The sequence below is a fragment of the Alphaproteobacteria bacterium genome, from assembly GCA_039980135.1.
Lineage (GTDB): Bacteria > Pseudomonadota > Alphaproteobacteria > UBA6615 > UBA6615 > UBA8079.
On sequence record JBDXCV010000013.1, the window covers coordinates 239,753 to 264,780 of the forward strand.

The 25,028-nt window shown below is 64.5% G+C and carries 23 protein-coding genes; 11 read left to right on the forward strand and 12 right to left on the reverse strand.

Going from position 1 to position 25,028, the window contains the following annotated elements:
• The first annotated feature begins 193 nt into the window (after window positions 1-193).
• Window positions 194-2,089 carry a SurA N-terminal domain-containing protein gene (locus ABJ363_17020; GenBank protein MEP4380691.1) on the forward strand — a complete coding sequence of 632 codons (1,896 nt, stop codon included), beginning with the start codon at window positions 194-196 and terminating at the stop codon, window positions 2,087-2,089.
• Window positions 2,090-2,114: 25 nt separating this feature from the next.
• Window positions 2,115-3,614, forward strand: coding sequence for an anthranilate synthase component I (gene trpE, locus ABJ363_17025; GenBank protein ID MEP4380692.1), 1,500 nt, complete (start codon window positions 2,115-2,117; stop codon window positions 3,612-3,614).
• A 16-nt stretch (window positions 3,615-3,630) separates the two neighbouring features.
• On the opposite strand, the gene ABJ363_17030 is transcribed toward trpE, so the two are convergent.
• Entirely contained in the window at window positions 3,631-4,680 is a 1,050-nt protein-coding gene (locus tag ABJ363_17030) for a divergent polysaccharide deacetylase family protein (GenBank protein MEP4380693.1), read from the reverse strand.
• Window positions 4,681-4,894: 214 nt separating this feature from the next.
• On the opposite strand from ABJ363_17030, the gene ABJ363_17035 reads away from it, so the two are divergent.
• The 7 genes from ABJ363_17035 to lexA all read left to right on the forward strand — a co-directional run bounded on the left by ABJ363_17035 (window position 4,895) and on the right by lexA (window position 10,445).
• Window positions 4,895-5,524, forward strand: coding sequence for an aminodeoxychorismate/anthranilate synthase component II (locus ABJ363_17035; protein ID MEP4380694.1), 630 nt, complete (start codon window positions 4,895-4,897; stop codon window positions 5,522-5,524).
• Entirely contained in the window at window positions 5,521-6,552 is a 1,032-nt protein-coding gene (gene trpD / locus ABJ363_17040; protein MEP4380695.1) for an anthranilate phosphoribosyltransferase, read from the forward strand. The genes ABJ363_17035 and trpD overlap by 4 nt, the downstream gene beginning before the upstream one ends.
• 1 nt (window position 6,553) lies before the next feature.
• Window positions 6,554-7,381 (forward strand): indole-3-glycerol phosphate synthase TrpC, encoded by an 828-nt coding sequence (gene trpC / locus ABJ363_17045; protein ID MEP4380696.1) that lies wholly within the window; start codon window positions 6,554-6,556, stop codon window positions 7,379-7,381.
• 1 nt (window position 7,382) lies between these two features.
• A complete protein-coding gene (gene moaC, locus ABJ363_17050) occupies window positions 7,383-7,871 on the forward strand; it encodes a cyclic pyranopterin monophosphate synthase MoaC (GenBank protein MEP4380697.1) in 489 nt (162 codons plus the stop codon).
• A complete protein-coding gene (locus tag ABJ363_17055) occupies window positions 7,868-8,326 on the forward strand; it encodes a hypothetical protein (protein MEP4380698.1) in 459 nt (152 codons plus the stop codon). Before moaC ends, ABJ363_17055 begins: the two co-directional genes overlap by 4 nt.
• Window positions 8,327-8,337: 11 nt before the next feature.
• Window positions 8,338-9,546, forward strand: coding sequence for a gephyrin-like molybdotransferase Glp (gene glp / locus ABJ363_17060; protein ID MEP4380699.1), 1,209 nt, complete (start codon window positions 8,338-8,340; stop codon window positions 9,544-9,546).
• Window positions 9,547-9,701: 155 nt separating this feature from the next.
• Complete coding sequence (gene lexA / locus ABJ363_17065) at window positions 9,702-10,445, forward strand: transcriptional repressor LexA (protein ID MEP4380700.1); 744 nt, start codon at window positions 9,702-9,704, stop codon at window positions 10,443-10,445.
• Here the strand turns inward: lexA and ABJ363_17070 are convergent.
• Window positions 10,442-12,583, reverse strand: coding sequence for a ComEC/Rec2 family competence protein (locus ABJ363_17070; GenBank protein MEP4380701.1), 2,142 nt, complete (start codon window positions 12,581-12,583; stop codon window positions 10,442-10,444). The genes lexA and ABJ363_17070 overlap by 4 nt on opposite strands.
• A 141-nt stretch (window positions 12,584-12,724) precedes the next feature.
• Here ABJ363_17070 and gltX point away from each other — a divergent pair, with 141 nt between their 5' ends.
• Window positions 12,725-14,125, forward strand: a complete 1,401-nt coding sequence (gene gltX / locus ABJ363_17075) for a glutamate--tRNA ligase (protein ID MEP4380702.1) — start codon at window positions 12,725-12,727, stop codon at window positions 14,123-14,125.
• Between the two features lie 136 nt (window positions 14,126-14,261).
• Entirely contained in the window at window positions 14,262-15,563 is a 1,302-nt protein-coding gene (locus ABJ363_17080; GenBank protein MEP4380703.1) for a citrate synthase, read from the forward strand.
• Between the two features lie 60 nt (window positions 15,564-15,623).
• Here the strand turns inward: ABJ363_17080 and ABJ363_17085 are convergent, their stop codons facing one another.
• The 10 genes from ABJ363_17085 to rseP are packed head-to-tail and all read right to left on the reverse strand — an operon-like array spanning window position 15,624 to window position 25,019.
• A complete protein-coding gene (locus ABJ363_17085) occupies window positions 15,624-16,115 on the reverse strand; it encodes a cupin domain-containing protein (protein ID MEP4380704.1) in 492 nt (163 codons plus the stop codon).
• A 4-nt stretch (window positions 16,116-16,119) separates the two neighbouring features.
• A complete protein-coding gene (gloA, locus tag ABJ363_17090; GenBank protein ID MEP4380705.1) occupies window positions 16,120-16,524 on the reverse strand; it encodes a lactoylglutathione lyase in 405 nt (134 codons plus the stop codon).
• Between the two features lie 43 nt (window positions 16,525-16,567).
• Window positions 16,568-17,761, reverse strand: coding sequence for a lipid-A-disaccharide synthase (gene lpxB / locus ABJ363_17095; GenBank protein MEP4380706.1), 1,194 nt, complete (start codon window positions 17,759-17,761; stop codon window positions 16,568-16,570).
• Window positions 17,758-18,606, reverse strand: a complete 849-nt coding sequence (gene lpxI / locus ABJ363_17100) for a UDP-2,3-diacylglucosamine diphosphatase LpxI (GenBank protein ID MEP4380707.1) — start codon at window positions 18,604-18,606, stop codon at window positions 17,758-17,760. Before lpxI ends, lpxB begins: the two co-directional genes overlap by 4 nt.
• Window positions 18,596-19,396 carry an acyl-ACP--UDP-N-acetylglucosamine O-acyltransferase gene (lpxA, locus tag ABJ363_17105; protein MEP4380708.1) on the reverse strand — a complete coding sequence of 267 codons (801 nt, stop codon included), beginning with the start codon at window positions 19,394-19,396 and terminating at the stop codon, window positions 18,596-18,598. The genes lpxI and lpxA overlap by 11 nt, the downstream gene beginning before the upstream one ends.
• Complete coding sequence (gene fabZ / locus ABJ363_17110; GenBank protein ID MEP4380709.1) at window positions 19,397-19,852, reverse strand: 3-hydroxyacyl-ACP dehydratase FabZ; 456 nt, start codon at window positions 19,850-19,852, stop codon at window positions 19,397-19,399. It lies immediately after the preceding gene.
• A 57-nt stretch (window positions 19,853-19,909) separates the two neighbouring features.
• Complete coding sequence (gene lpxD / locus ABJ363_17115) at window positions 19,910-20,932, reverse strand: UDP-3-O-(3-hydroxymyristoyl)glucosamine N-acyltransferase (protein MEP4380710.1); 1,023 nt, start codon at window positions 20,930-20,932, stop codon at window positions 19,910-19,912.
• Window positions 20,933-20,941: 9 nt separating this feature from the next.
• Window positions 20,942-21,529 carry an OmpH family outer membrane protein gene (locus ABJ363_17120; protein MEP4380711.1) on the reverse strand — a complete coding sequence of 196 codons (588 nt, stop codon included), beginning with the start codon at window positions 21,527-21,529 and terminating at the stop codon, window positions 20,942-20,944.
• Window positions 21,530-21,542: 13 nt separating this feature from the next.
• Window positions 21,543-23,861: an outer membrane protein assembly factor BamA gene (gene bamA / locus ABJ363_17125; protein MEP4380712.1), complete on the reverse strand. Its 2,319-nt coding sequence runs from the start codon at window positions 23,859-23,861 to the stop codon at window positions 21,543-21,545.
• A gap of 39 nt (window positions 23,862-23,900) precedes the next feature.
• Complete coding sequence (gene rseP, locus ABJ363_17130; protein MEP4380713.1) at window positions 23,901-25,019, reverse strand: RIP metalloprotease RseP; 1,119 nt, start codon at window positions 25,017-25,019, stop codon at window positions 23,901-23,903.
• Window positions 25,020-25,028 lie beyond the last annotated feature (9 nt).

A 25,028-nucleotide genomic window follows, 5' to 3' on the forward strand; every position in this document is an offset into this window, starting at 1 on the left:
CACCAAAATGTTGCTTTTCATTGCGTTAGCAGGCCACTACATCGGCCAGATGCTGCTCTAGCATAGCCGTGAACGCGCCGCCAACCGGCCCCTTGCGAAAGGTCCCGCACGGCGCTTGAGACGGCGCATCGCGATCACTATCATGCGCCGCCCGCAGCCGGGCTGCGGTCCCGAACCAACTGGTGAAAACAAAATGCTCGAAGCTCTCAGACAAAGCTCAAAAAGCTGGGTGATGAAGGTCATCCTGGGGGCGCTCGCCCTGACATTCGTTCTGTTCTTCGGGACCGACTTCGGGGGCGGCGGCGGTCATGGCGGCGGGACATCCGGTGCCTCTTCGGTCGTCGAGGTCGGCGATACAAACTTCACGGTTCACGAAGTCGGCCGCGAGTTCAACGACCAGATCCAGCGGGCGTCCCAGTTCACCGGCCGTCAGCTCGACACCCAGACGGCCATTCAGGCCGGTCTCCTCGACCAGGCCATCGCCCAGCTCGTGACCCGGACCCTGTTCGACCAGGCCGCCCAGCAATTGGGGGTGACCACGTCCCTCGATGCCGCCGCGACGGCGATCCGCGCCCTGCCCCAGTTCCAGGGACAGAGCGGGCGCTTCGAACGTGCCCAGTTCGAACGCTACCTGCTGCACAACAACCAGACGGAGGCCGACTTCGTCAATCAGGTGCGCCTTGATCTCCTGCGCACCCAGTATATCGACACTATCCGGAATGCTGTCGCCGCGCCGGCACCGTTGACGGACGCGATCTTCAAGCGCCGCGGCGAACGGCGGGTCGCCGAACTCGTCATCGTGCCGCCGCGCGCGGACACGCAGGTCGGCGATCCGGACTCCGCCCAACTGCTCGGTTTCTACGAAGATAACAAGGCCGCGTTCGAGACCCCCGAATTCCGGGTCGCGGCGATCGCCAGCATGGACGCGGAAACTCTGGCGCGTGAAATCGTCATTCCTGAGGAAGACCTGCGCGAGGAATATGCGGTACGGGGCAACGAGTTCTTCCAGGCCGAAATCCGTGATGTCTCGCAGGCGACCTTCCTGTCGCGCGAGGATGCCCAGCGCGCCGCGACCCTGATCGAGGACGGCAAGACCTTCGAACAGGCCGCCGAAGAGGTCTCCGGCCTGCCACCGGTCGACCTGGGCAGCGTCAGCGCCACCGATGTGCCGGTCGCCGAACTGGCCGACGCCGCCTTCGGTCTGACAGCCAACGTGATCAGCGCCCCGGTCGAGAGCGATCTGGGCTGGCATCTCGTGCGTGTGCGCAACATCCGGCCGGGCCGCACAATTCCGTTCGAAGAGGTCCGCGAGGCACTGCGCAACGAACTCGCGCTGGACGAAGCCCGGGACGGCATTTTCGACGTCCTCAACGACGTCGAGGACGGGCTCGCCGGTGGCGCGTCTCTCGAGGAAGTCGCGCGCGACAGCAACCTGACCATGACCCGCATCGACGGCGTCGCGCGGACCGGCCAGCTGCGGACAGAGCAGGCCGATCCGGACGGCGCGGTATCCGCCGAACTGGTCCAGCGCCTGTTCGCCATCGAGGCCCCCGGCATCGCCGAGACGATCGAGGGCCGCGACGGCGGGTTTGCCGTCGTCCGCCTCGATGAGATCGTCGCCCCGCGCATTCCGTCCATCGATGAGGTTCGCGCCCAGGTGATCACGGCCTGGAAGGCCGATCGCATCGCCGCGCTCGCCGAGGAAACCGCCGAGAAGATTGCCGACCGGGCCCGCGGCGGCGAGAGCCTCGAGACCCTGGCCGGCGAATTCGACGCCCGGTTCGAGCGCACGCCCGCCTTCGACCGCACCGGCGATGGCTCGACGATCTCCACGGAACTGATCGCGTCGGTGTTCGAGGCCAACCGCGGCGACGTCGTCGCGCAAAGCCTGTCCAGCGGCGCGGCGGTGGCCAAGCTCATCGACATCGAGCCTGCCGACATGACCGACCCGGCGCGCGCGGAGATGTCCGCCGTGCTGACCGGACAAATTGCCAACGACCTGGTGACCCAGTTGTCGATCGCCCTGCAGGACGAGATCGGGGTCAACATCGACCGGAATGCGCTCGAAGACGCCTTCCAGCCGCAATGATCCCCCGGTAGCCGCGCCCGTGACCCTGCAAACCGCCACCGATAGCGAATCCTTCGCCGCGCGCTACGCCAACGGCGAGCCCCAGCTTGTCTGGACGGAACTGGTGGCGGATCTCGAGACTCCGGTCTCGGCGCTGCTCAAGCTCGCGGATGACGAGACGCATTCGATCCTGCTGGAGTCGGTCGAGGGCGGTGCGGTCCGCGGCCGCTACTCGATCCTGGCCTTCGCCCCGGACCTGATCTGGCGCTGCACCGGCGAGAATGCGGAGATCAACCGCAACGCCCGTACCGCACCCGACGCGTTCGAACCGATGGCGGGCCGCAGCCTGGACCTGCTCTCGGCACTGGTCGACGAATGCCGGATCGACCTGCCGCCGGAACTCCCGCCCATGGCGGCCGGCCTGTTCGGCTATTTTGCCTATGATGCGGTCCGCCTCATGGAGCGCCTGCCCGACGACAACCCGGATTCGATCGACATCCCGGATTCGGTATTCTTCCGGCCGACCATGATCGCCGTGTTCGACAATGTCGCGGACAAGGTCACCCTGGTCACGCCGGTCTGGCCCGACCCGGCGGTCGATTGCGACCGCGCCTATGCCGGCGCCTGCGCCCGGCTCGATGCGGCCGTCGAGGATTTCGACCGCGGCGTGCCCCGCATCGCCAGCGTACCCGAGGGCTCCGAGATCGAGATCACCCCTGTGTCGAACCGGACCCAGGGCGAGTATCACGCCATGGTCGAGGCGGCGAAAGAGTATGTCCGCGCCGGCGACATCTTCCAGGTCGTCCCGTCCCAGCGGTTCAGCTTCCCCTTCGATCTGCCGCCCACGGCGCTGTACCGCTCGCTGCGTAGGCTCAACCCCTCGCCGTTCCTGTTCGTGCTGAAAATCGGCGGCTTCTCCCTCGTCGGGTCGAGCCCGGAAATCCTCGTCCGCCTGCGCGACGACACGGTCACGGTCCGACCCATCGCCGGCACCCGGCCGCGCGGCGCCACGCCCGATGCCGATGCCGCGCTCGCCGAGGAACTGCTCGCCGACCCCAAGGAACAGGCCGAACATCTGATGTTGCTCGACCTCGGTCGCAACGATGTGGGTCGCGTGTCCGAGATCGGTACGGTGGAAGTCACGGAAGAATTCAAAATCGAGCGCTACAGCCATGTCATGCACATCGTCTCCAACGTGCAGGGCAAGGTGAAACCGGGCACCCGGGCGGTCGAGGCTCTGGCCGCGGGTTTCCCGGCCGGCACCGTGTCCGGCGCGCCGAAAATCCGGGCGATGGAGATCATCGACGAACTCGAAGACGAGCGCCGGAGTTTCTATGCGGGCGCGGTCGGCTATTTCGCGGCCGACGGCAGCATGGATACCTGCATCACCTTGCGCACCGCGCTGATCAAGGACGGCACAATGTATGTCCAGGCGGGCGGCGGCGTGGTGGCGGATTCGGACCCCGAAGCCGAGTATCAGGAAAGCCAGAACAAGGCCCGCGCGCTCATCCGCGCGGCCGAACAGGCCCACCGCTTCGTGAACTAGCATCCGGTGTCGGCGGCTAGTTGGCCGCCCGCTGCTTCCCCTTGGCCAGACGCAACGCGACCACGCTGACCGGCACCAGCGCGAAACCCCGCGCGCGGACATCCGGCAGCCATTCGGCCAGGGCGTCGATCGTCGCGTCCCGGGGATGGCCGATGGCGATGGCATGCCCCTGGCGGCGCGCGACCGCCTCGACCTGGTCCAGGGCGGCCCGCACCGCGATCGGCGACGGATCGTGGTCGAGGAATACGTCGCGTTGCAGCGCGGGTACCCCCTGCCGTTCGGCTTCCGCATAGGCCACGGTCGCGCCCGACGTGCGGCTGTCCAGAAACAGCAGTCCCCGGTCCCGGAGTTTCGTCATGACGGCGGTCATCGAGGGCCGGTGCGATGTGGCCTTGCTGCCCATATGATTGTTGATCCCGACGAACCGCGTGAACTGGGACAGGTTCCAGTCGACCCGGCGGTCGAACTCCGCCGGCGCGAGGCCGGTCAACAGCGCGTGGGGACCGGGATCCGCGCCGGGCCCGGGCTCCATCGGGACATGCACCAGCAATTCATGCCCGGCCCCGCGCGCCGCGTCCGTTTGCCTGTCGAGGTTATCCGCATAGGCCAGGTAGGCCAGGGTCAGCGGCGCGGGCAGAGCGATGGTCCGCTCGGAGCGCGCCCGGTCGAGCCCCATATCGTCGATCACGACCGCGATCATCGGCTGGCCCGGCGCGACCGATACGGATACGGCATGCTGCCGCCATGACTTTTCGGGCGCCGGTGCCGGAGGCGGCGCCTGTGAAGGGACTTCTGGCGGAACAGCGGCGATCTGCGGCGGCGGTTTTACGGCGGCCGGGGGCTGGGCCGGCACCTGCGTGGTTGCCACGCGCGACGGCGGGGTATCGCGCGCACCCGGCCCGAACATCAGGATCGCTGCCAGCGACAGGACCGCGACCGTCAGCGCACCCGCCGTCACCCACACCAGCCCCACGAGACGGGACTGGCCCGTCTTGGCCCGTCGTCGCGTCTTCTTTCCGGCCGTCTTGCGCGGCTTGGGTTTGGCGTTGCGGGCCCGTTTGGCCATGGCGTGGCGTCTCGTTTCCTCGTCGGCCCGCCAGAAGGACAGGCAATTGGGGCACGCTTATGACAGATTCGCGCGCGAACTCGATAATCGCGATCACCCGGGGCATCCACTCTGCTTTGCCGCCCCGGACAACGCTGTTATAAGTCTCCGCCCCGCGACAAGGCGCCAGCAACGTCGTCGGACCCAACGCAAGAACGCCGGACAACCCGTTGAGATGTTTCTGTTAATCGACAACTATGACAGCTTTACCTACAACCTCGTCCATTTCCTGGGCGAGCTGGGGGTAACTTGCGATGTCCGGCGCAACGACACCCTGACGCCCGACGAAGCCCTCGCGCTCGCGCCCGAGGCAATCGTGATTTCGCCGGGGCCGTCCGATCCCGACCATGCGGGCATCTGCCTCAAGCTGGTCGCGAAGGCGGCAGAAGCGCGTATGCCGGTGCTGGGCGTATGTCTGGGACATCAGACCATCGGTCAGGCCTTCGGTGGCAAGATCGTCCGCGCCCCCGAACCCATGCACGGGAAGGTCGATCGGGTGCGCCATGACGGCCAGAGCCTGTTCCGCGGCCTGCCGAACCCGGTCGAGGCGACCCGCTATCATTCGCTTTGCGTCGACCGCGCCTCCGTTCCGGATTGCTTCGAAATCACGGCCCACACCGGCGACGAGGTCATCATGGGCCTGAGCCACAAGGACTTGCCGATCCATGGCGTGCAATTCCACCCGGAGAGCATCGCGACCGAAGCCGGTCATGATCTGCTGGCCAATTTTGTTGAACTCGCGACCGGCCAGCCGGTGGAAGCCTATGGCGACGACACGCGCGCCGGAGAGATGATGGCGCTATGACCTCTGATATGGACGATCTGAAACCGCTTCTCGGCCGCGTCGCGGACGGCGGCACCCTGGGCGAGGACGAGGCCGAGATGGCCTTCGACATCATCATGTCCGGTAACGCCACCCCGGCCCAGATCGGTGCCTTCCTGATGGCGCTGCGCCTGCGTGGCGAGACCATCGGCGAGATCACCGGTGCCGCACGCACCATGCGGGCCAAGGCCCACATCATCGACGCGCCCGAAGGCGCGATGGACATCGTCGGGACCGGCGGCGACGGCACCGGCACCCTCAACATTTCCACCGCCTCCGCGATCGTCGTGGCCGGCTGCGGCGTGCCCGTCGCCAAGCACGGCAACCGGGCACTGAGTTCCAAGACCGGTGCGGCGGACGTGCTGACCGAGCTGGGCATAAACATCGATGCGGATTTCGAGCTGGTCCGGGAATCCATCTGGGAAAACAATCTCGGATTCCTGATGGCGCCGCGCCATCACAGCGCCATGCGCAACGTCGCCGGGCCGCGCGTCGAACTGGGCACCCGCACCATCTTCAACATCCTCGGGCCCCTGTCGAACCCGTCCCTGGTCAAACGCCAGATGACCGGCGTGTTCGCACCCCAGTGGACCGAACCCATGGCCCATGTGCTGGGCAATCTGGGCCTGGAACGCGCATGGGTGGTTCACGGTTCCGACGGCACGGACGAGTTGACCACCACGGGGCCCTCACGCGTATCCGAACTCAGGGACGGCAAGGTCACGACCTATGAGGTGAACCCGGAAGACGCCGATCTGCCCCGCGGCACCCTGGCAGACATCAAGGGGGGCGATGCCGCCTACAACGCCGCCGCCGTCCACGAGTTGCTCGACGGCAAGGCGAGCGCCTACCGCAACGCCGTCATCCTGACCGCCGCCGGCTCGCTGATGATCGCCGACAAAGCCGATGACCTGCTGGGTGGTGCGAAGATTGCCCGCGAGGCCATTGATTCCGGCGCGGCGCGTGATTGTCTTGCCCGCCTCGTCGAGATCACCAACCGGGGCGCGTGAGATGCCGGCTGATACAAGCGACGTCCTGACGAAGATCAACCATGACAAGCGCGAACATATCGCCGCCTGCAAGGCCAAAACGTCGCTGGCCACGCTGGAAGAACGCGCCCGCAACGCAGGCGAGACGCGCGGCTTCGCGCGCCGCCTCGCCGAGCGCGCCGCGGCCGGGCGCTTCGGCCTGATCGCAGAGATCAAGAAGGCCAGCCCGAGCAAGGGTCTGATCCGCGAAGACTTCGATCCGCCCGCGATCGCCCGGGCCTACGAGGCCGGCGGGGCGACCTGCATGTCGGTGCTGACCGACACGCCCTATTTCCAGGGACGCGACGAAGATCTGGTCGCCGCACGGGCCGCCGTCTCCCTGCCGGCCATCCGCAAGGATTTCATGCTCGACACCTATCAGGTGGTCGAGGCACGCGCGCTGGGCGCGGACTGCATCCTGCTGATCATGGCCGGACTGGAAGACATCCAGGCCGCCGAACTCGCCGCCGCCGCCCATGACTGGGGCATGGACGTGCTGGTCGAGGTGCACAATGCCGAGGAGCTCGACCGGGCGCTTGCAGTCGACGGCGATCTGATCGGCATCAACAACCGCAATCTCAAGACCCTCAAGGTAGACATCGCGACCACTGAAGAACTCGCCCCGCGGGTGCCGTCCGACCGGGTGCTGGTCTGCGAGAGCGGGCTGTTCACACCCGATGATCTGGTGCGTATGTCCCAAGTCGGCGCGCGGTGTTTTCTCATCGGAGAATCCCTGATGCGCCAGGACGACATTACCGGCGCGGTGCGCGGTCTGCTGGCGCCGGGCGAAACCCTGCAGGAAAGCGCCTGACATGGCTGATGAAGGCGACAAGCTCACCCACATAGATGCGGACGGGAACGCCCGCATGGTCGATGTCTCCGACAAGGACGTCACCCGCCGCACGGCGACCGCCGGTTGCCGGGTGATCATGCAGCCCGGGACCATCGCGCTGATCCGCGACGGCGCGGTCAAGAAGGGCGATGTGCTCTCCGTCGCGCGGCTGGCGGGCATCATGGGTGCGAAGAAGACCTCCGAGCTGATCCCGCTCTGCCACCCCCTGCTGATCAACAAGGCCGATGTGGAACTGTCCATCGACGACGGGGCCAACGCCGTGGTCATCGAGGCGACCGTGCGTGTCGACGGCAAGACCGGCGTCGAGATGGAGGCGCTGACGGCGGCAACCGTCGCCGCACTCACCGTCTACGATATGGTCAAGGCGGTCGACCGGGGCACCGAAATCACCGATGTCCGCCTGATCCACAAGGCCGGCGGCAAGTCGGGCACCTACGAGGCGAAATGAGCAAGACGCTCACCCTTGTCCTTCTGATCGTCGCCGCGTTCGCCGCGCCGGCGGTCGTGGTCGCGGTCGAATGGGCGCGTACCGTGATGGGATTCTTCAATCTCGCGCCGGGCACCCTCTACATGCCCAACGGGTTCCTGCAATTCTATCTGATCGTCGCCGGCACCATGCTGCTGATCGCCGTGCCGTCGTCCCTGAGCCTGCTGAAACTTGGTGAATTACGGGCCGCCCGCTACATCCGCAACGCGCTGATGATCCTGATCTTCTGGAAGATCATCGACGTCACCATGCTGTCGGGCGGCGTGCCCGACCTCGACGACTTGGCCTCCACCCTCGTGCTGTCCCTGGGCACGTTTCTATATGGCGTCATCGCCGGGTTGGTCTTCTGGCGCATCGCCATCCGGCCCCATCGCGGTTTTACGGCCATCACTATGGACGGGGTGTCGGACCAGTGACCCAGACCCTCATGCCCGTCGCCGAGGCGCGCCACCGAATCCTCGCAGATCTGCCGACCATGGCGTCCGAACAGGTCGCGCTGACCGAGGGTCACGGCCGGGTGCTGGCCGACGACTTGGCGGCACGCGTGACCCAGCCGCCATTGGCGGTCTCAGCGATGGACGGTTACGCCGTGCGCGCCGAAGACATCGCCGAAGTGCCGGTGGAACTCACCGTGGTCGGCGCGGTCCCGGCCGGCGGCCTCCATGACGGCACGGTCGGCAAGGGCCAAGCGGTCCGCATCTTCACCGGCGCCCCCGTCCCCGACGGGGCCGACGCCATCGTCATCCAGGAGGACACGGACCGAAATGGTGACAAAGTCACCGTGAAGGAAAGCGCCGCCGCCGGACGTTACGTGCGCAAGGCCGGACTCGACTTCGCGAAAGGCGACGTGCTGCTCAAGGCCGGGACGATCCTCACCGCCCGTGACATCGGACTGGCCGCCGCCATGAACCACCCCTGGCTGCAGGTCCGGCGCAGACCCCAGGTCGCGTTGCTGGCGACCGGGGATGAAATCTTCCTGCCCGGCGAGGAACGCGGTGCCACGGGCATCGTCAGTTCCAACACGTTCGCACTCGAAGGGCTCATCCGTGCCGCCGGCGGCGAGCCTGTCACCCTCGGCATCGCACCCGACGACCGGGCCGCGATCAGCGCACTGGCCGAGGGCGCGCGCGGCGCCGACATGCTGGTCACCACCGGCGGCGCGTCGGTCGGCGAGCATGATCTGGTGCAGGATGCCTTGCAGGATATCGGGCTGGAGCTGGATTTCTGGCAAATCGCCATGCGCCCGGGAAAACCATTGATGTTCGGCCGGCTGGGCGATGTGCCCATGCTCGGCTTCCCGGGCAACCCGGTCTCATCGACCGTCTGCGGTGTGCTGTTCCTGAAGCCCGCCCTGGCGAAGATGCTCGGCACGGATGAGACCGAACCGGTCTTCGAGACCGCCACACTGGGCGTCGATCTGGGCGAGAACGATCGGCGCGAGGACTATCTCCGCGCCACGCTGACCCGCGACGGCGACGCGCTGGTGGCCGCGCCCTTCCCCAGGCAGGACAGCTCCATGTTCTCACGCCTGGCCGCATCCGACTGCCTCATCGTCCGCCCGCCCCACGCCCCGGCGGCCAAGGCCGGCGCCAAGGTTGAATTTGTGCGGCTGGGGGACGGGAACGCCCGGATTTAGTCCCCGCATACCCCAAAGGGACAAGCGCGGTTGACGAGTCAAAAGAACATCACTAGAACATGCGTCGATGTTTGCGGTTTGTTCCGTATATTGTGGTACTGCCGCACTTTAGGAAATGTCCGAGACCGGACCGGCTTACTGGGGGCCCTGACAATATGTTGACGCGCAAGCAGCACCAGCTTCTCACCTTCATTAACGAACGGCTCAACGCGACCGGCGTTGCACCCTCCTTCGACGAGATGAAGGACGCCCTCGGGCTCAAGTCCAAATCGGGCATTCACCGGCTGATCACCGGGCTGGAGGAACGCGGCTTCATCCGCCGCCTCGCCCACCGCGCCCGCGCACTCGAAGTGCTGCGCCTGCCCGACGAGACGGGTGTCGGTGCCACGGACGGTCAGCAGGCAGCGGCCTTCTCACCCCAGGTCATCGAGGGCGGCCGGGATAGCGAGACATCTCCCGCCATCGCCCCCTCGGAGATGACCGGCCCGGTATCGTCGGGTGACAGCTCCGGCGCGGCGGAGATCGAATTGCCGTTCCTGGGCAAGATCGCTGCGGGCACGCCCATCGAGGCCCTGCGCGACCCGACGCGCCATATCAGCGTGCCCCCGTCCATGCTCGGGCGCGGCAACCATTACTGTCTCGAGGTCGAAGGCGATTCGATGATCGATGCCGGTATTCTCGATGGCGACACGGTCCTCATCCGGCGCACCGACACCGCCGACAACGGCTCCATCGTGGTGGCGCTGGTCGACGGCCAGGAAGTCACCCTGAAACGCCTGCGCCGACGCAACAATTCGGTGGCACTCGAAGCCGCCAACCCGGCCTACGAGACGCGTATCTTCGGCCCGGACCAGGTCGCAGTGCAGGGCGAACTCGTCGGGCTCCTCCGCCAGTACTAATCTTTCACAATCGGGTTCGGTAACTGGGTCGGACGCATCCAGGGCCGGCCCGGGTTCCGTTCGCGTGCCCGCCAGACCGTGACCGGTCGATTGGCCTCGGACAACCAAATGGCGTGAGCGCCGGACCGCCAGACATCGAAGCGCCCGATGGTCACCGCAGGCCCCTTCGGCCCCCGGCAACTCCGCGGAATCGGCTCACTCGAAATCAGGATATCGGCCCGGCGGCATTCCTCCTCGAATCCGCGCGCATCTTCGACGACCGCCAACGCATACCCACCCATGTCGCCGGTGCAACCCACGTCGTCGCACGTCAGGCCGCCTGCCCTGAACGGCGTAAACCGCGCGACACCCAGGCGTCGCTGCCAGATATCCCGCACGAACGGCGACGCCTGGGGGTTCGAAATATGCGCGTCGCCGGTGGCGGTCCGGACCGCGATAAGGTTCGCATTCGCGGACACCAGAATATCCGGTCGTTCGTCACCACCCGCGGTCGCCAGGCCGGCGACGATCAGGGGAATGCCCGCATACCGCCACCCGCGGCGCCATAAACACAGCCATAAGCCACCAAACGCCGCGAGGATCATCCCGGCGATGGTCGGTTCGGCCACGGTCACCGCCGCACCGGGCCAGGACGCGACCGTGCGCGCAATCCAGAGCACGATTTCCACGCCCCAGCCGAGCGCCGGGAGGATGACCCCTTCGAGGCCCAGCGGCATGAGCAGCAACGCCAGCACTTCCAGCGGCATGACCCATAACGCGGTGATCGGCACCGCCAGCAGGTTTGCGGCCAGCCCCATCGGGGCGAAACGGTTGAAGTGGAACACCGCGAAGGGCGCGGTCGCGAGGCTGGCGATCAGCGAACTGAACGCGATGGCCAGGAAATACATGAATATGCGCCGCGTCCACGGGCTCGCGGCCGCCGCGCTCCGGAAACGTCCGGCGAAGCCCTCATACGCCGCCACAAGGGCGATGACGGCGGCGAACGACATCTGGAAGCTGACGCTCAGCAAGGCCTCCGGGCGCAGCAGCAGGATTATCAAGGCGGCCCAGGCCACCAGGCGCAGGGAGATGCCCGTGCGATTGACCAGGATCGCCACGAGGACGATGGCCGTCATCACGAAGGCGCGCTGGGTCGGGATCGTCGCCCCGGCGAGCATCAGATACACCCCCGCGGCAGCCAGCGCGGTCACGGCGGCGATCTTCTTGAGGGGCCAGCCCAGTGCCGCGCGGGACCACAGCGCAAATCCGCCGCGCACCAACGCGAACACGAAGCCGGCCACCAGGCCGAGGTGCAGGCCGGAGATCGCCAGCAGATGCGCGAGCCCGGAATCGCGCATGTCGTCGCGCACATTCTCGGGGATTTCCCCGCGCTGGCCGGTCGCGAGTGCGGCCGCCACCCCGCCGGCGGGCCCGCCGATGCCGCCGGAGATCCGCGTCGCGATTCCCACGCGCGCGCGCTCGATCAACGACCTGAACCGCCCGACGACGCCGTCATCGTGCACTGCGGGCGCGATGTCCGCCGGGCCAAGCGCAAACCCGACCGCGCCGATGCCGCGAAACCAGGCTACCCGGGAGAAGTCATAGCCGCCGGGGTAAGAGGCGTCGGGCGGCGGCGACAGCCTTGCGCGCACACGCAGTCGATCGCCCGGCCGAACGGCCCCGTCCGTTGCCCGGAGGCGCAGGCGCAAACGCTCGGGCGCGATTGTCTCAACGCCTGCGAAGCTTACCTGGTCCAGCACCACGCGCGGTCCGCGGGTCGCCGGCTCCACGTTCACCACGCGGCCCGCAACAATGGCGTTGATCTGCGCTTCCGCGAGCACCGGCGCCGCCACGCTTGCGGTACGCCACTGTGCCGCCGAGAAACCGACGGCGGCAAACAGCACCGCGACCAGCACGATCCGCGTGGATGTCACGCGACTGAACACAATCAAACCCGCAAGCGTCGCCGCCGAGAGCGCCGGCCCGAGGAACCAGGCCGGTTCGCGCGGGAGCGCGAAATAGACCGCAATCCCGATCCCGAGCGCGACCGGCAGCCACAATACCCAGCGCTCCCGCTCGGCGAGAAAGGCCACCATGAGGCCATCACGCAGGACGGACGACGAGCGCAGGAGCGCGGCGGATGTCATGGTGTGCGGCATGGTTTCAGCCCCCAGCGTCCCCCTGCCGGCGGCCTCCCGTCAAGCGGGGTTCGCTGTCCACGCGCGATCCCCATCTTGACGCGCGGGCCCCGCACAGCCATACGAACGCCAGTCCTCCCCGCCCCCGACTGAGCCGACCGCATGTCCGTTGTCACCCGCTTCGCCCCCTCGCCCACCGGATTTCTGCACATCGGCGGCGCGCGCACGGCCCTGTTCAACTATCTCTACGCCAAACATCACGGGGGCCGGTTCCTGCTGCGGGTCGAGGATACGGACCGCAAGCGCTCCACGGACGAGGCCATTCAGGCAATCCTGCATGGGCTGAGCTGGCTGGACCTCAAATGGGACGAGGAGACATATCAGTCCGAGAATGCGGACCGCCACCGCGAAGTCGCCAACCAGCTGGTCGCCGACGGCAAGGCCTACAAATGCTTCTGCACACCCGAAGAACTCGCGCAAATGCGGGAAAATGCCAAGAGTTCAGGGGGCGGCACGCGAATTTATGACGGCCGTTGGCGCGACCGCGACCCCGCCGAGGCGCCCGAGGGCATCGCGCCCGTTATCCGCATCAAGATGCCGCTTGAAGGCGAGACCACCATCGCCGACCTGGTGCAGGGGGACGTGACCCAGGCCAACGGCAATCTGGATGATCTCATCATCTTGCGCTCGGACGGCACACCCACCTATATGCTCGCCGTCGTCGTCGACGATCATGATATGGGTGTGACCCACGCCATCCGTGGCGATGACCATCTGAATAACGCGTTTCGCCAGCTCCAGATATTCAAGGCCTGCGGCTGGGATGTGCCGGAATTCGCCCACATCCCGCTAATTCACGGCGCCGACGGGGCAAAACTCTCCAAACGCCACGGGGCGCTGGGGGTCGAGGCCTATGAGGAAATGGGCATTCTGCCCGAGGCCATGTGCAACTACCTGCTGCGCCTCGGCTGGTCCCATGGCGATGAGGAGACAATTTCCCGCGCGCAGGCCGTCGAGTGGTTCAACCTGGAAAGCGTCGGGCGCTCGCCCGCGCGCTTAGACATGGACAAGCTGCTCAACCTGAACGCCCAGTACATGAAATCCGCCGATCCCGCGCGGCTGGCGGGCGGCGTGCTGGCGGATGCCGCCGCCGCTGGAATAACTGTTTCCCCCGACGCCGAGAAACGGCTTGTCGCAGGCATGCCGGGACTCGCGTCACGCGCCAAGAATACCCTCGAACTATTTGAATTATCAAAACTTTATCTGACCGATGCGCCGATCGAAATGAACGAGAAGGCACGCGACAGCCTCAAAGACGATGACGCCCGCAAAACCCTCGCCGAACTTGCGGAACTGCTCAAAAAGGCTACATCCTGGGGTGAAGACGAACTCGACGGGATCGCGCGGGCATATGCGGAATCCCGGGAACTGAAGCTCGGCAAGGTGGCGCAGCCTCTGCGCGCCGCGTTAACCGGGACCAACGTCTCGCCGAGTATCTTCGAGGTTATGGCGGTGCTCGGCCGGGAGGAGACCCTGGCGAGGCTCGAAATCGCCGCAAATTAGGCCTCAAGGCGTGAACCGGTACGTTCTGCAATATTGCCGAACGGGCCTCTGCCGACTAGAGTGCGGCGCAACATAAGTCTGGATCGCCGGATATGCCGAATGGCGTGCCGCGTGCGAAATTTTGGTGGAGAGTTATATGAGTGACGCGAAAGTCGTGGATACCGCGACCCTGACCATCGGCGACAAAACTGTCGAACTGCCAATCCTAGAGGGCACGGAAGGCCCGCGCGTCATCGATGTCCGCAAGCTTTACGCCGAAACGGACATGTTCACCTATGACCCATCCTATACCTCGACGGCGAGCTGCGATTCCGAACTGACATATATCGATGGCGAGGAAGGCATCCTGCGTCACGGCGGCTACTCGATCGAGGCGCTGACCGAGAACAGTTCCTTCCTCGAACTCTGCTATCTCTTGTTGCACAAGGAACTGCCGAACAAGGCCGAGATGACCGAGTTCGAGACGACCATCACCAACCACACGATGATTCACGAGCAGCTGCGCAACCTGTACAGCGGTTTCCGGCGCGACGCCCATCCGATGGCCGTGCTGATCGGCGTCGTCGGTGCCATGTCGGCCTTCTATCACGACTCCACGGACATCAATGACCCCCAGCAGCGGCTGATCGCGTCGCATCGGCTGATCGCGAAGATGCCGACGATCGCCGCATGGGCCTACAAATACACGGTCGGCCAGCCCTTCGTTTATCCCAACAACGAAATGAGCTACGCCGAGAACTTCCTGCACATGACGTTTTCGGTGCCGGCGGAGGAATACAATCCGAGCCCGGCCATCGTGAACGCCATGGACAAGATTTTCATCCTCCATGCCGACCACGAGCAGAACGCTTCGACCTCGACGGTCCGCCTCGCCGGCTCGTCGGGCGCCAACCCCTTTGCCTGCATCGCCTCGGGAATCGCGACCCTCTGGGGACCGGCCCATGGCGGCGCCAACCAGGCCGTGCTGGAGATGCTTGCGCAGATCGGCGACAAGAAAAACATCCCCGAATTCCTCGAGCGGGCGAAAAACCCCGACGATCCGTTCCGCCTGATGGGCTTCGGGCATCGGGTCTACAAGAATTACGACCCGCGCGCGGGTGTCCTCAAGGCATCGGCCGATGAAGTTCTGGCAGAAGTGGGCGTTGAGAACGACCCGCTGCTCGAACTCGCGATGGAACTCGAACGGATTGCGCTGGAGGACGATTATTTCGCCGAACGCAAGCTGTTCCCCAATGTCGATTTCTATTCGGGCACCATCTTCAAGGCGATCGGCTTCCCCACCAGCATGTTCACCGTGCTGTTCGCCCTGGCGCGCACCGTCGGCTGGATCGCCCAGTGGAAGGAAATGATCGAGGACCCGGCCCAGCGCATTGGCCGACCGCGTCAGCTCTTTACCGGCCCCACCGAGCGCGAATACGTCCCGATCGACAAGCGCTAGTCACGGAAATTTCGAAACATGCGGCGGCCCTCCCTTCGGAGGGCCGTTTGCGTTTGTGCCCTAATCGTCGAAGGACGAACCGTCCTTATGCAAAAAGTTCGGCTTGCCGTCGCGCACGGCATTCGCCATGTCGATGTCGGGATAAGTTACGTCCTCGTCGCGCGGCCGGTTACCGACTTCCAGCGCCAGCACGTCGCTATCCGAACGGTTGGCCAGGGTGTGCCCGTTGGGGTTACCGGCGGGAAATCCGGCGGCCATGCCCGGCGAAAGCGTGGTCTCCCCCTCATCGGTGATCAGCGTCACCTCACCCTCGAGGATGTAGACGAACTCATCCTGTTCGGAATGCCAGTGCCGCGCCGACGACTGGGCACCCGGTTCGATGCGTACGATGTTCACGCCGAACGCAGACAGGCCGAGCGCGGCGGACAACCGCGAACGGTGTCGGCCCACAACCAGCTGGTCATGGGGTGACGGATACGGCGAGCCCGATTCCTCGGTCAGAGTCTTCGGGTCGACGATCAATTCGGGCATCGTGCGCTTGGCGTCGCTCATGGGTCTATCCTTGCTCGATCAGTTCGATCTTGTAGCCGTCGGGGTCCTCGATGAAGGCAATCACCGTGGTGCCATGCTTCATCGGACCCGGCTTGCGCGGGACACTCACGCCCTCGGCCTCCAGCGCCGCACAGGTCCCATAGATATCGGGCACCCCGATCGCGAGATGGCCGAAGCCCGAGCCGTGGGAATAGGGCTCGTCCTGATCCCAGTTATAGGTCAGCTCGATCACCGCCTCGCTGCTCTCGTCGCCATAGCCGATGAAGGTGTTGGTGAAGCGACCACCCTCGAAATCCTTCTGCCTGATCACCTTCATCCCGAGATGGCGGGTATAGAAGTCAATCGATTTATCCTGGTCCTTCACCCGGATCATCGTGTGAAGAAGTCGATACGCGTCGGTTCCGGCCATGGTGGCATCCCCCAATTTTCATGAACTCTGCTGTCGTCCGGTTTTACCGGTTGTGACCTGCCGCGACAATGTCGAGCACCGCTTGGGCCGCGCGTGCACTTGGCAGCTCGCCGCCCGGCTCCATGTCCCGGGAAATCTTCCGGGCCTCCGCACCAATCTCTGTGCGGCGTTGCGGGTCCGAAAGCAGATCGCCCAGGGTGCCGGCAATCAGTTCCGGCCGGCAACGAGGCTGCAGGAACTCCGGCAGCACCTCCCGGTCGGCCACGATATTGACGATCGAGGCGAACCGGACCCGGATCATCCGGCGTGCGATCTCGCCCGTCAGCCACGGCACACGGTACATCACGACAGTTGGGACCGCCGCCCAAGACAGCTCGAGGGTCACCGTACCTGACGTCGCCAGCGCCAGATCGCTCGCCGCAAAGGCGTCGTAGCGTTCTCGGGCACCATCGACCACCATGACAGGCCATGGCCATGCCGCAACACGCGCTTCGATCAATGCGCGAACGTTCTCCGCCGCCGGAATCACCAGGGTCAAATTCGGATGGTCCGGCATCACCCGGAAAAGCGTTTCGCGCGCGATCGGCAACAGGCGCGACACCTCGCCCGCGCGGCTTCCCGGCAGCACGCACAGCATCGTCGCGTCCGCCGGAATACCGTGACGTGCGCGAAACGCCGGGCCGTCCCCGGAATCGACATCACCTTCCGCGACGGGATGGCCAACGAATGTGCTCGCCATCCCGGCCGCATCGAACAACGGCGGCTCGAACGGAAATAGCGTCAGCAGATGATCGAAATGCTTGCGGAACTTCCGCACCCGGCCTGCCCGCCAGGCCCAGATTGTCGGCGCCACGTAATGCACCCGCGGGCATGCGCGCGTTCGCAGGCGGCGGATCACACCGAAGACGAAACCCGGAGAATCAATCGTCACGATGACATCCGGTTTCAGCCGTTCGATGTCCTGCGCCACCTGTCGCATGCGGCGCAGCAGCCGGGGCACACTCGGCAGCACCTCGAAGAGCCCCATGATCGCCAGTTCACCATACCCAAACAGGCTCTGGAGCCCGGCGGCCTCCATCTCGGGACCGCCAATGCCCGACACCTTGAAACCGGGACCGGCGCCCGCACCCAACGCCTCGATCAGGCGGGCACCGATGACGTCGCCGGACGGTTCCCCGGCAATAACATAGACATGCAAGCCGCCTGCCCGCGCAACGTTGGAGCCTGGAGCGGTCATCCGCCCGCCGCGTCGCCATCGAGGTAATCACCCGGCCGCACCCCGACGATGAACAGGCCCGCGGCATCCGCGGCGACAATCAACCCGGCCTCGTCGAGCACGAGCGTGTTCCCCGCACCGACAGCGATACCCGCCAATCCGGCCGCGACAGCATCGGCCACGGTGTCCGGTCCGATTGTGGGCATATCGGCGCGAATCTCCTGCCCCGGCTTCGGTAATTTCACCAGCACGCCGCCACGGCCCTCGCGACGTAACCCTGCGCACCGTGCCAGCAGCCCATGGGTGCCTTCCGCCGCCTCGAGCCCGAGAACAATGCCCTGCTGCACCACGACTGCCTGGCCGATATCGAGATGACCCGTCGCGTCGAGAACGCGAACGCCGTGGGCGATGTCCGACAGGTTGTCAGGATCGGGCATGATCGTCCCGAATGCCCCCTCGGCCGCCCGCATTTCCTGCAGGACGCTGTCGGCACCGACGACCCGGAAACCCTCGTCTTCCTCGAGGGTGCGCACGATCGCCCCGAGCAGGCCGTTATCGCCCTTGTTCAGCAGCCCGCGCGCCAGAAAGCGCGCCGCGCGGCGATCCGGGCGCAGTTCCTTGAGCGAGGGCCGGTGCACCGGCCCCGCCATGACGATCTCTTCAACATCTTCCGCCCGCAGCCGGCCCAGTGCATCATCCGCCGCCCCGAGACGCACCCAGGCATGCGGCGCATCGCCGATCACCGCCGGGTCGGCCTGGCCTTCGAAGGCGATAACGAAGACGGGCCTGCCCGTCGCCCGGCAGGCCTCGATCAAAAGCCCCGGCAAGGGACCGCCCCCGGCGAGAATGCCGAGCTTAGGCGCCATTCGTGGATTTGGGCTGGAGGACCGCGCGCGAGGATTGTTCGCGCACAAAGTCGACGATCTCCATCACCCCCTCATTCTCGGCATAGAGCTCGACGACGTCGTCGACGCGCTCCTGCATCGTGCCTTCCTGCGCAAACAGGAGGCGATAGGCGGTACGCAGATGGTGAATATCGTCACGCGAGAAGTCGCGGCGCTGCAGGCCGACAAGGTTCAGCCCGCGCAGGCGTGCGCGTTCGCCCATGGCCGAACCATATGGGATCAGGTCATGCTCGACACCCGACATGCCGCCGACCATGGCATGCGCACCGATGCGCACGAACTGGTGGATCGCCGCCAGCCCGCCGATAATCGCAAAATCACCGACATGAACATGACCCGCCAGCGTCGCGTTGTTGGCCAGGATGACATTATTGCCGACAACGCAGTCATGGGCGACATGTGCGCCCACCATGAACAGGCAATCGTCACCGACACTCGTGATCAGCCCGCCACCGGATGTCCCCGGGTTCATGGTGACATGCTCCCGGATACGGGCCCGAGCGCCGATCCGGAGCGCGGAATCCTCGCCGGAGAATTTCAGATCCTGCGGCGGGAGGCCGATCGACGCGAAAGGATAGATCTCGGATTCCGGTCCGACATCCGTCCGGCCGCCGACGACGACATGACTGTGAAGTTTCACGCCGTCCCCGAGCGCGACCTCGCCGCCGACGACGCAGTAAGGCCCGATCTGTATATCGGCGCCGAGCTTTGCCCCGTCCTCGATCACCGCCGTGGGGTGAATATCGCTCATCTAGGAATCCATGATCATCGCGGAATAGGTCGCCTGCGCGACAACAGTGTCACCGACTTTTCCCTCGCCGGTGAACTTCCATACATTGCCGCGGTTGCGTTGCACCGTGACGAACAGTTTCAGCTGATCGCCGGGCACCACGGGTTTGCGGAACCGCGCACTATCGATGGTCATGAAATAGACGAGCTTGCCGAGCGCATCCTCGCCCAGGGTTTCGACCACCAGCACCGCGGCGGTTTGTGCCATTGCCTCGATGATCAGAACTCCCGGCATCACCGGACGGGTCGGGAAATGCCCGAGAAAAAACTGTTCGTTGATCGTCACATTCTTGATGCCCGTCGCGCTCTCGCGAATGACGATATCTTCCACCCGATCCAGCATGAGGAAAGGCTGGCGATGAGGAATCATCTCCATTACCTCGAGGATATCGACGGCCTCGCGGGCATTTTTGTTCATTTGGGAGTGATCGAGTTTCGTGTCCATATCCGCCTACCGGCCAAGTTTGTTCAAAGTTTAGCGTCCACGGTCCTTTGTGACCTTGGCGAGAACGGCCATCTGGCGGAAATATTCCTTGGCCGGGATCGCGGGGTTGCCCGCCAGTTTTGCCCCGGGTTCGGAGTCCCGCATCATACCGCTGCGCGCCGCAAGCTGCGTTCCCGGCGCCACTGTCAAATGCCCGGCGACCCCCGATTGCGCCGCGAGAATGACGAAGTCCTGAAGCGTCGTGCTGCCCGCAACACCGGCCTGTGCGATGACAACACAGCCCTTGCCCATGCGGACGTTGTGCCCGATCTGCACCAGATTATCAATCTTGCAACCGTCACCGATGACCGTGTCCGGACCGGCGCCCCGGTCGATTGTCGAGTTCGCACCGATCTCGACATCGTCGCCGATAATGACGCGGCCGAGCTGGGGCACATTCAGGTGCCCCTCGGCCGACATATCGAACCCGAATCCACGGGTCCCGATTCGGACACCGGGATGCAATTCGCATGACGCGCCGATGTCACAATGGGAAACGCTGGCGCCAACGCCGATCATGGTTCCGGCGCCCACCGTGACACCACTGCCCACGACCGCACCCGCTCCGATCACCACACCGGCGCCGAGGCGCACACCCGCCTCGACAACCGCATTGGCGCCGACGCAGACGGCGTTGTCCAGCACGGCGGTCGCATCGACGAAGGCAGCAGGATGAATGCCCGATTGAGTGGACGCTCCCGGGTAGAACGCATGCGCAATGCGCGCATATCCGCGATAGGGCGTCTCACTCAACAGCAACGTCATACCCGATGGCGCCCGGTCCGCGAACCCGGGCGACACAATGCAGGCGGCGGCCTTCGAGGCCTCGAAGGCCGACACATACTTCCGGTTGTCCAGGAAACTGATCTGCCCGGGCCCCGCAACATCGAGCGCCGCCACATCATCGATCATAAGGCCGGGATCTGCACCCTCGGACAGCGTGGCACCCGCAATTCCGGCGAGGTCCGCAATCGAAATGGGGCCCTTATTCTCGAAAAAGCGCGAGTCAGCCATCAGTCGCGATCAGTTGCCCGCCGGCTTTTCCGGGTCCTTGCGATCGAGCGACATCTCAATCTCGGAGAGTCGGCCGTTCAGGCGCGCGAGCGCCTGCTCGCTGATATCGAACGAATCGAAGGCGACCACGATCTGGGAGCGGGGCAGCACCAGATTGACGCCGATCTCTTCCGACAGCTTTCCGACTTCCTCGAACAGCACGAGTTGAATGCGTTGCATCGTCTGCGCCATGCCGCGGTCCAAAGTCTGGCGCAACGAACGGGCGCGCTGCTGCAACTCGGCCGCGCGTTCCTGCAGGCTCTGGCGACGGTCCGTATAGACTTCAGGCGTCAGAATTGCGCGCTGCTGCTGAAGCTGCTGCTCCTCGGAACGCAGTTTTTCTTCTTCCGTCGCAATCTGCTGCTGCAAGTTACCTGCAATCTCGTCGATCTGGGAGCGCGCGGACTGCACGGCGAGTGATTCCCGCATAACCTTGTCCACGTCGATGATTGCAATCGACGGCGCCGGCGGCTTCGCGACGTCCTGCGCCAGCGACGGGCCTGTCAGACCCGCGGCAGCAACAAACAAGATGGCGGCGGCGAGCCGTGGCATCCGCATGATTTTCTCTCCGTTAGAACCGGGTTCCGAAGCTGAAGCTGAAGAACTCCGTCTTGTCGTAGTCTTCCTTGAGCCACGCGCGGGACAGATTAACGCGTACCGGCCCGACAGGCGATCCCCAGCCGACGCCGATGCCGACCGAACTCCGCAAACTGGCATCGTCCGCAATGTCCGGGAACGGATCGTCATTCCCCCAAACACTGCCCACATCACTGAACACCGCGCCCTGGATGTCGAACTCTTCCGGCAGCCCCAGCGGGAAGCCCAGTTCCGCCGAACCGCGATAATACTGCGTGCCGCCCAACGCATCGTCGGTGCGCAGATCGCGCGGTCCGATGCCGCCGACCTTGAAACCACGCAACCGGGCTCCACCGAGGAAGAAGCGTTCGGAGACCCGAATTTCATCGTCCTGTAACGATGCGATATGACCGGTCTCACCCTTTACGCTTCCGATTAAGGAAGTCCCGAACAGTGGCTTAAAGAAGTTACCGCCAACCTCGTTGCGGATGAATTTTTCCGAACCGCCAAATCCGGCCAGATCAACACCGTATGACAATGAATAACCGTCGGTCGGTTCGAACTTGCTGTCGAGGGCGTCGTAGAAGAAATCATTCTCGATCGACGACGTGGTGAAGGTGCCTTCCTGCGACTTCACAACCTCGGAGGCATCGGCCTCGATGTCGTCAATGCTGTCGCGCGTGAACCGGTAACGCGCGGTATGGCGGAGATGTTCCGTCATCTGGTAGCCGGCGCGCAGCCCGAACCCGGCCTCGCTCTGCTCGAATGAACTCCGGTCGCTGAAATCCGTCGTCCGAATGAACACATCAAAGCCTGCGGCGACATCACGATCGAGGAAATACGGCTCGGTAAAGCTCAAATCGATTTGCTGCTGTTTCGTCGCCAGGGTCGTGCTCACGCGAAGATCCTGACCGCGGCCGAGCAGATTACGTTCGCGCAGCGCGATGTCGGTCAACAAGCCCGCGGTGGACGAGAAGCCGGCACCGACCGAAAGCTCACCCGTCGACTGTTCCTCGACATTCACACTGACGATGGTGCGGTCGTTCGCACTGCCCGGCGTGTTGTTGATATCGACGCGGGCGAAGAAGCCGAGATCCTGCAGTCGCTGGCGCGTTCGGCGCAGTTTGGCCGTGTTGAACGCGTCGCCCTCGACAATTGTGAACTCGCGCCGGATCACCTCATCCAGAGTACGGACGTTGCCGGCAATGTCGATCCGCTCGACAAACACGCGCGGGCCTTCGCGAATTTCATAGGTGACGTCGATGGTCAGGGCATCACGATCCCGATTCACCCGGGGGCGCACATCAACAAACGCAAACCCTCGCTCACCGAGCGATTCCGTGATCGATTGAACCGTATCCTCGACCTCGTTGGCGTCATATGTATCGCCGGCGTCCGCCGCAATCAGCCCGCTCAGCTCCGTCCCCTCGACACCGCGAAGTTCACTCGCGACATCCAGCGTTCCGAAGTTGTACTGCGGTCCTTCATCGAGCGTAAATGTGACGATGAAATCATCACGGTCGTCGGTCAGCTCCGCGATCGCCGAGACGACCCGAAAATCCGCGTAGCCTTCCGAAAGGTAGAAACGGCGCAGCAACTCGCGATCGAATGACAATCGGTCAGGGTCGTAGGTGTCATTGCTCGAAAGGAAATTATAGAAGGCCGATTCGGTCGTCTGCACGACCTCGCGCAATCTGCCATCGGAGAACTCGCTGTTCCCGATGAAGTTGATCGCACGAATGCCGGTCTTGCCGCCCTCTTCGATCTCGAACACGAGATCGACGCGGTTTTCAGGCAGCTGGATTACCTTGGGGTCGACCGTCGCGGCGAACCGGCCCGAGCGCCGATAGATATCGAGCAGCCGCTGAACATCGCCCTGCACCTTCGTGCGTGTGTAGACCACGCGCGGCCGCAACGACACCTCACTCAGGAGCGCGTCGTTTTCGAGCTTGCTATTTCCCTCGAACGCGATCCGGTTGATGATTGGGTTCTCCACCACCTGGACAACAATCGCATCGCCCTCGCGGCGCAAGGTCACGTCGGCGAACAGTCCGGTGTTGAAGAGATTCTTCAGGGAGTCATCGACCTTGGCCGGATCGTAGGTGTCGCCCGGCTTGATCTGCATGTAGGCGTTGACGGTCGAGGGGTCGATACGCTGGGTGCCGACAACACGAATTTCCTCAACCACGGTGCCCGAGCGGGTCTGCGCGTTCAGAGGTTGCGTCAGTGCCATCAGGGCGAAAACACTGCCCATCAGCACGACCGCTAAAACATTCTTACAAGTGCGAAAATACACGCGCTCGTCCCTGTTCATTCGGCCGCCCGTTTCTGCTTTTCGGTCAGACCCTTAGGGTCAGGTGAACAGCGCGACGATCCGCTGCACGACCGGGAGACGGGCAATATCATTGAATGTGGCGAATAGCATGAGCCCGAGGACGAAAACCAGCCCGATTTTCAGTCCAAGCTCTTGCGCCCAACGTCCCGGTGCCCGGCGGAACATCGCTTCATAAGCATAGAACAGCAGATGTCCGCCATCCAGCAGCGGAATAGGGAGCAGATTTATCAACCCGAGATTAATCGACAAGAACGCCGCGAAGATCACCAGAGTGGCAATTCCGGCGTCTGCCGCGCTGCCCGACATCTGCGCGATTCGCACCGGGCCACCCAATTCTTGTGCGCTGCGTTCACCGCCGAACATCTGCCCGATCGCGGTCACCGTAACCGAGACCAGTCGGACCGTCTCACGAACGCCCTGCCACGCGGCGATCGGTACGCTGTGACGTTCGAAGGCCCGTTCCAGCCCGCGAACTCCCAGAACACCGATGCGGGCCTCATCGCCCAGGCCGTCGGGAATGACGTTCACGCTGGGCGTCGCGACCAGATCGAGACGGCTGCCGCCGCGATCCACAACGATATCGACGGGAATTCCCGGGTGCAGGCGGATCAGCTGCTGCACTTCCTCGAAACGCGCAATCGAGCGGCCGGCGACCTCGAGAAACTCATCGCCGGTCTGCAGTCCCGCCACTTCCGCCGCGGACCCCGGAACGACCTCCGATACCTGGGCCGGGGTGAAGGGTTGTCCGGTGGTGGCGAACAGAATCGTAAAGATGCCGATCGCAAACAGGATATTCGCAAGCGGGCCCGCAGCGACGATCGCCGTCTTCTGGGACAATTTCTTGTGATGAAATGCGACCGCGCGCTCATCCGCGGTCAGGGCATCGCCGTCATCGTCGGGGCCGAGGTCGCTCTGGCCGAACATTTTGACGTAACCGCCGAACGGAATGAGGCTGAACTTCCAGCGCGTACCCGCCTTGTCCGTATAGCCGAACAGCTCACGGCCGAAACCGACGGAGAATATTTCCACCCGCACGCCCGCACGCCGCGCGAACCAGTAGTGGCCAAACTCGTGCACAAACACGAGCGGCGTCAGAACAACCAGGAACCAGAAAATTGTGACGACGATACCGCCCATGCGGATTCA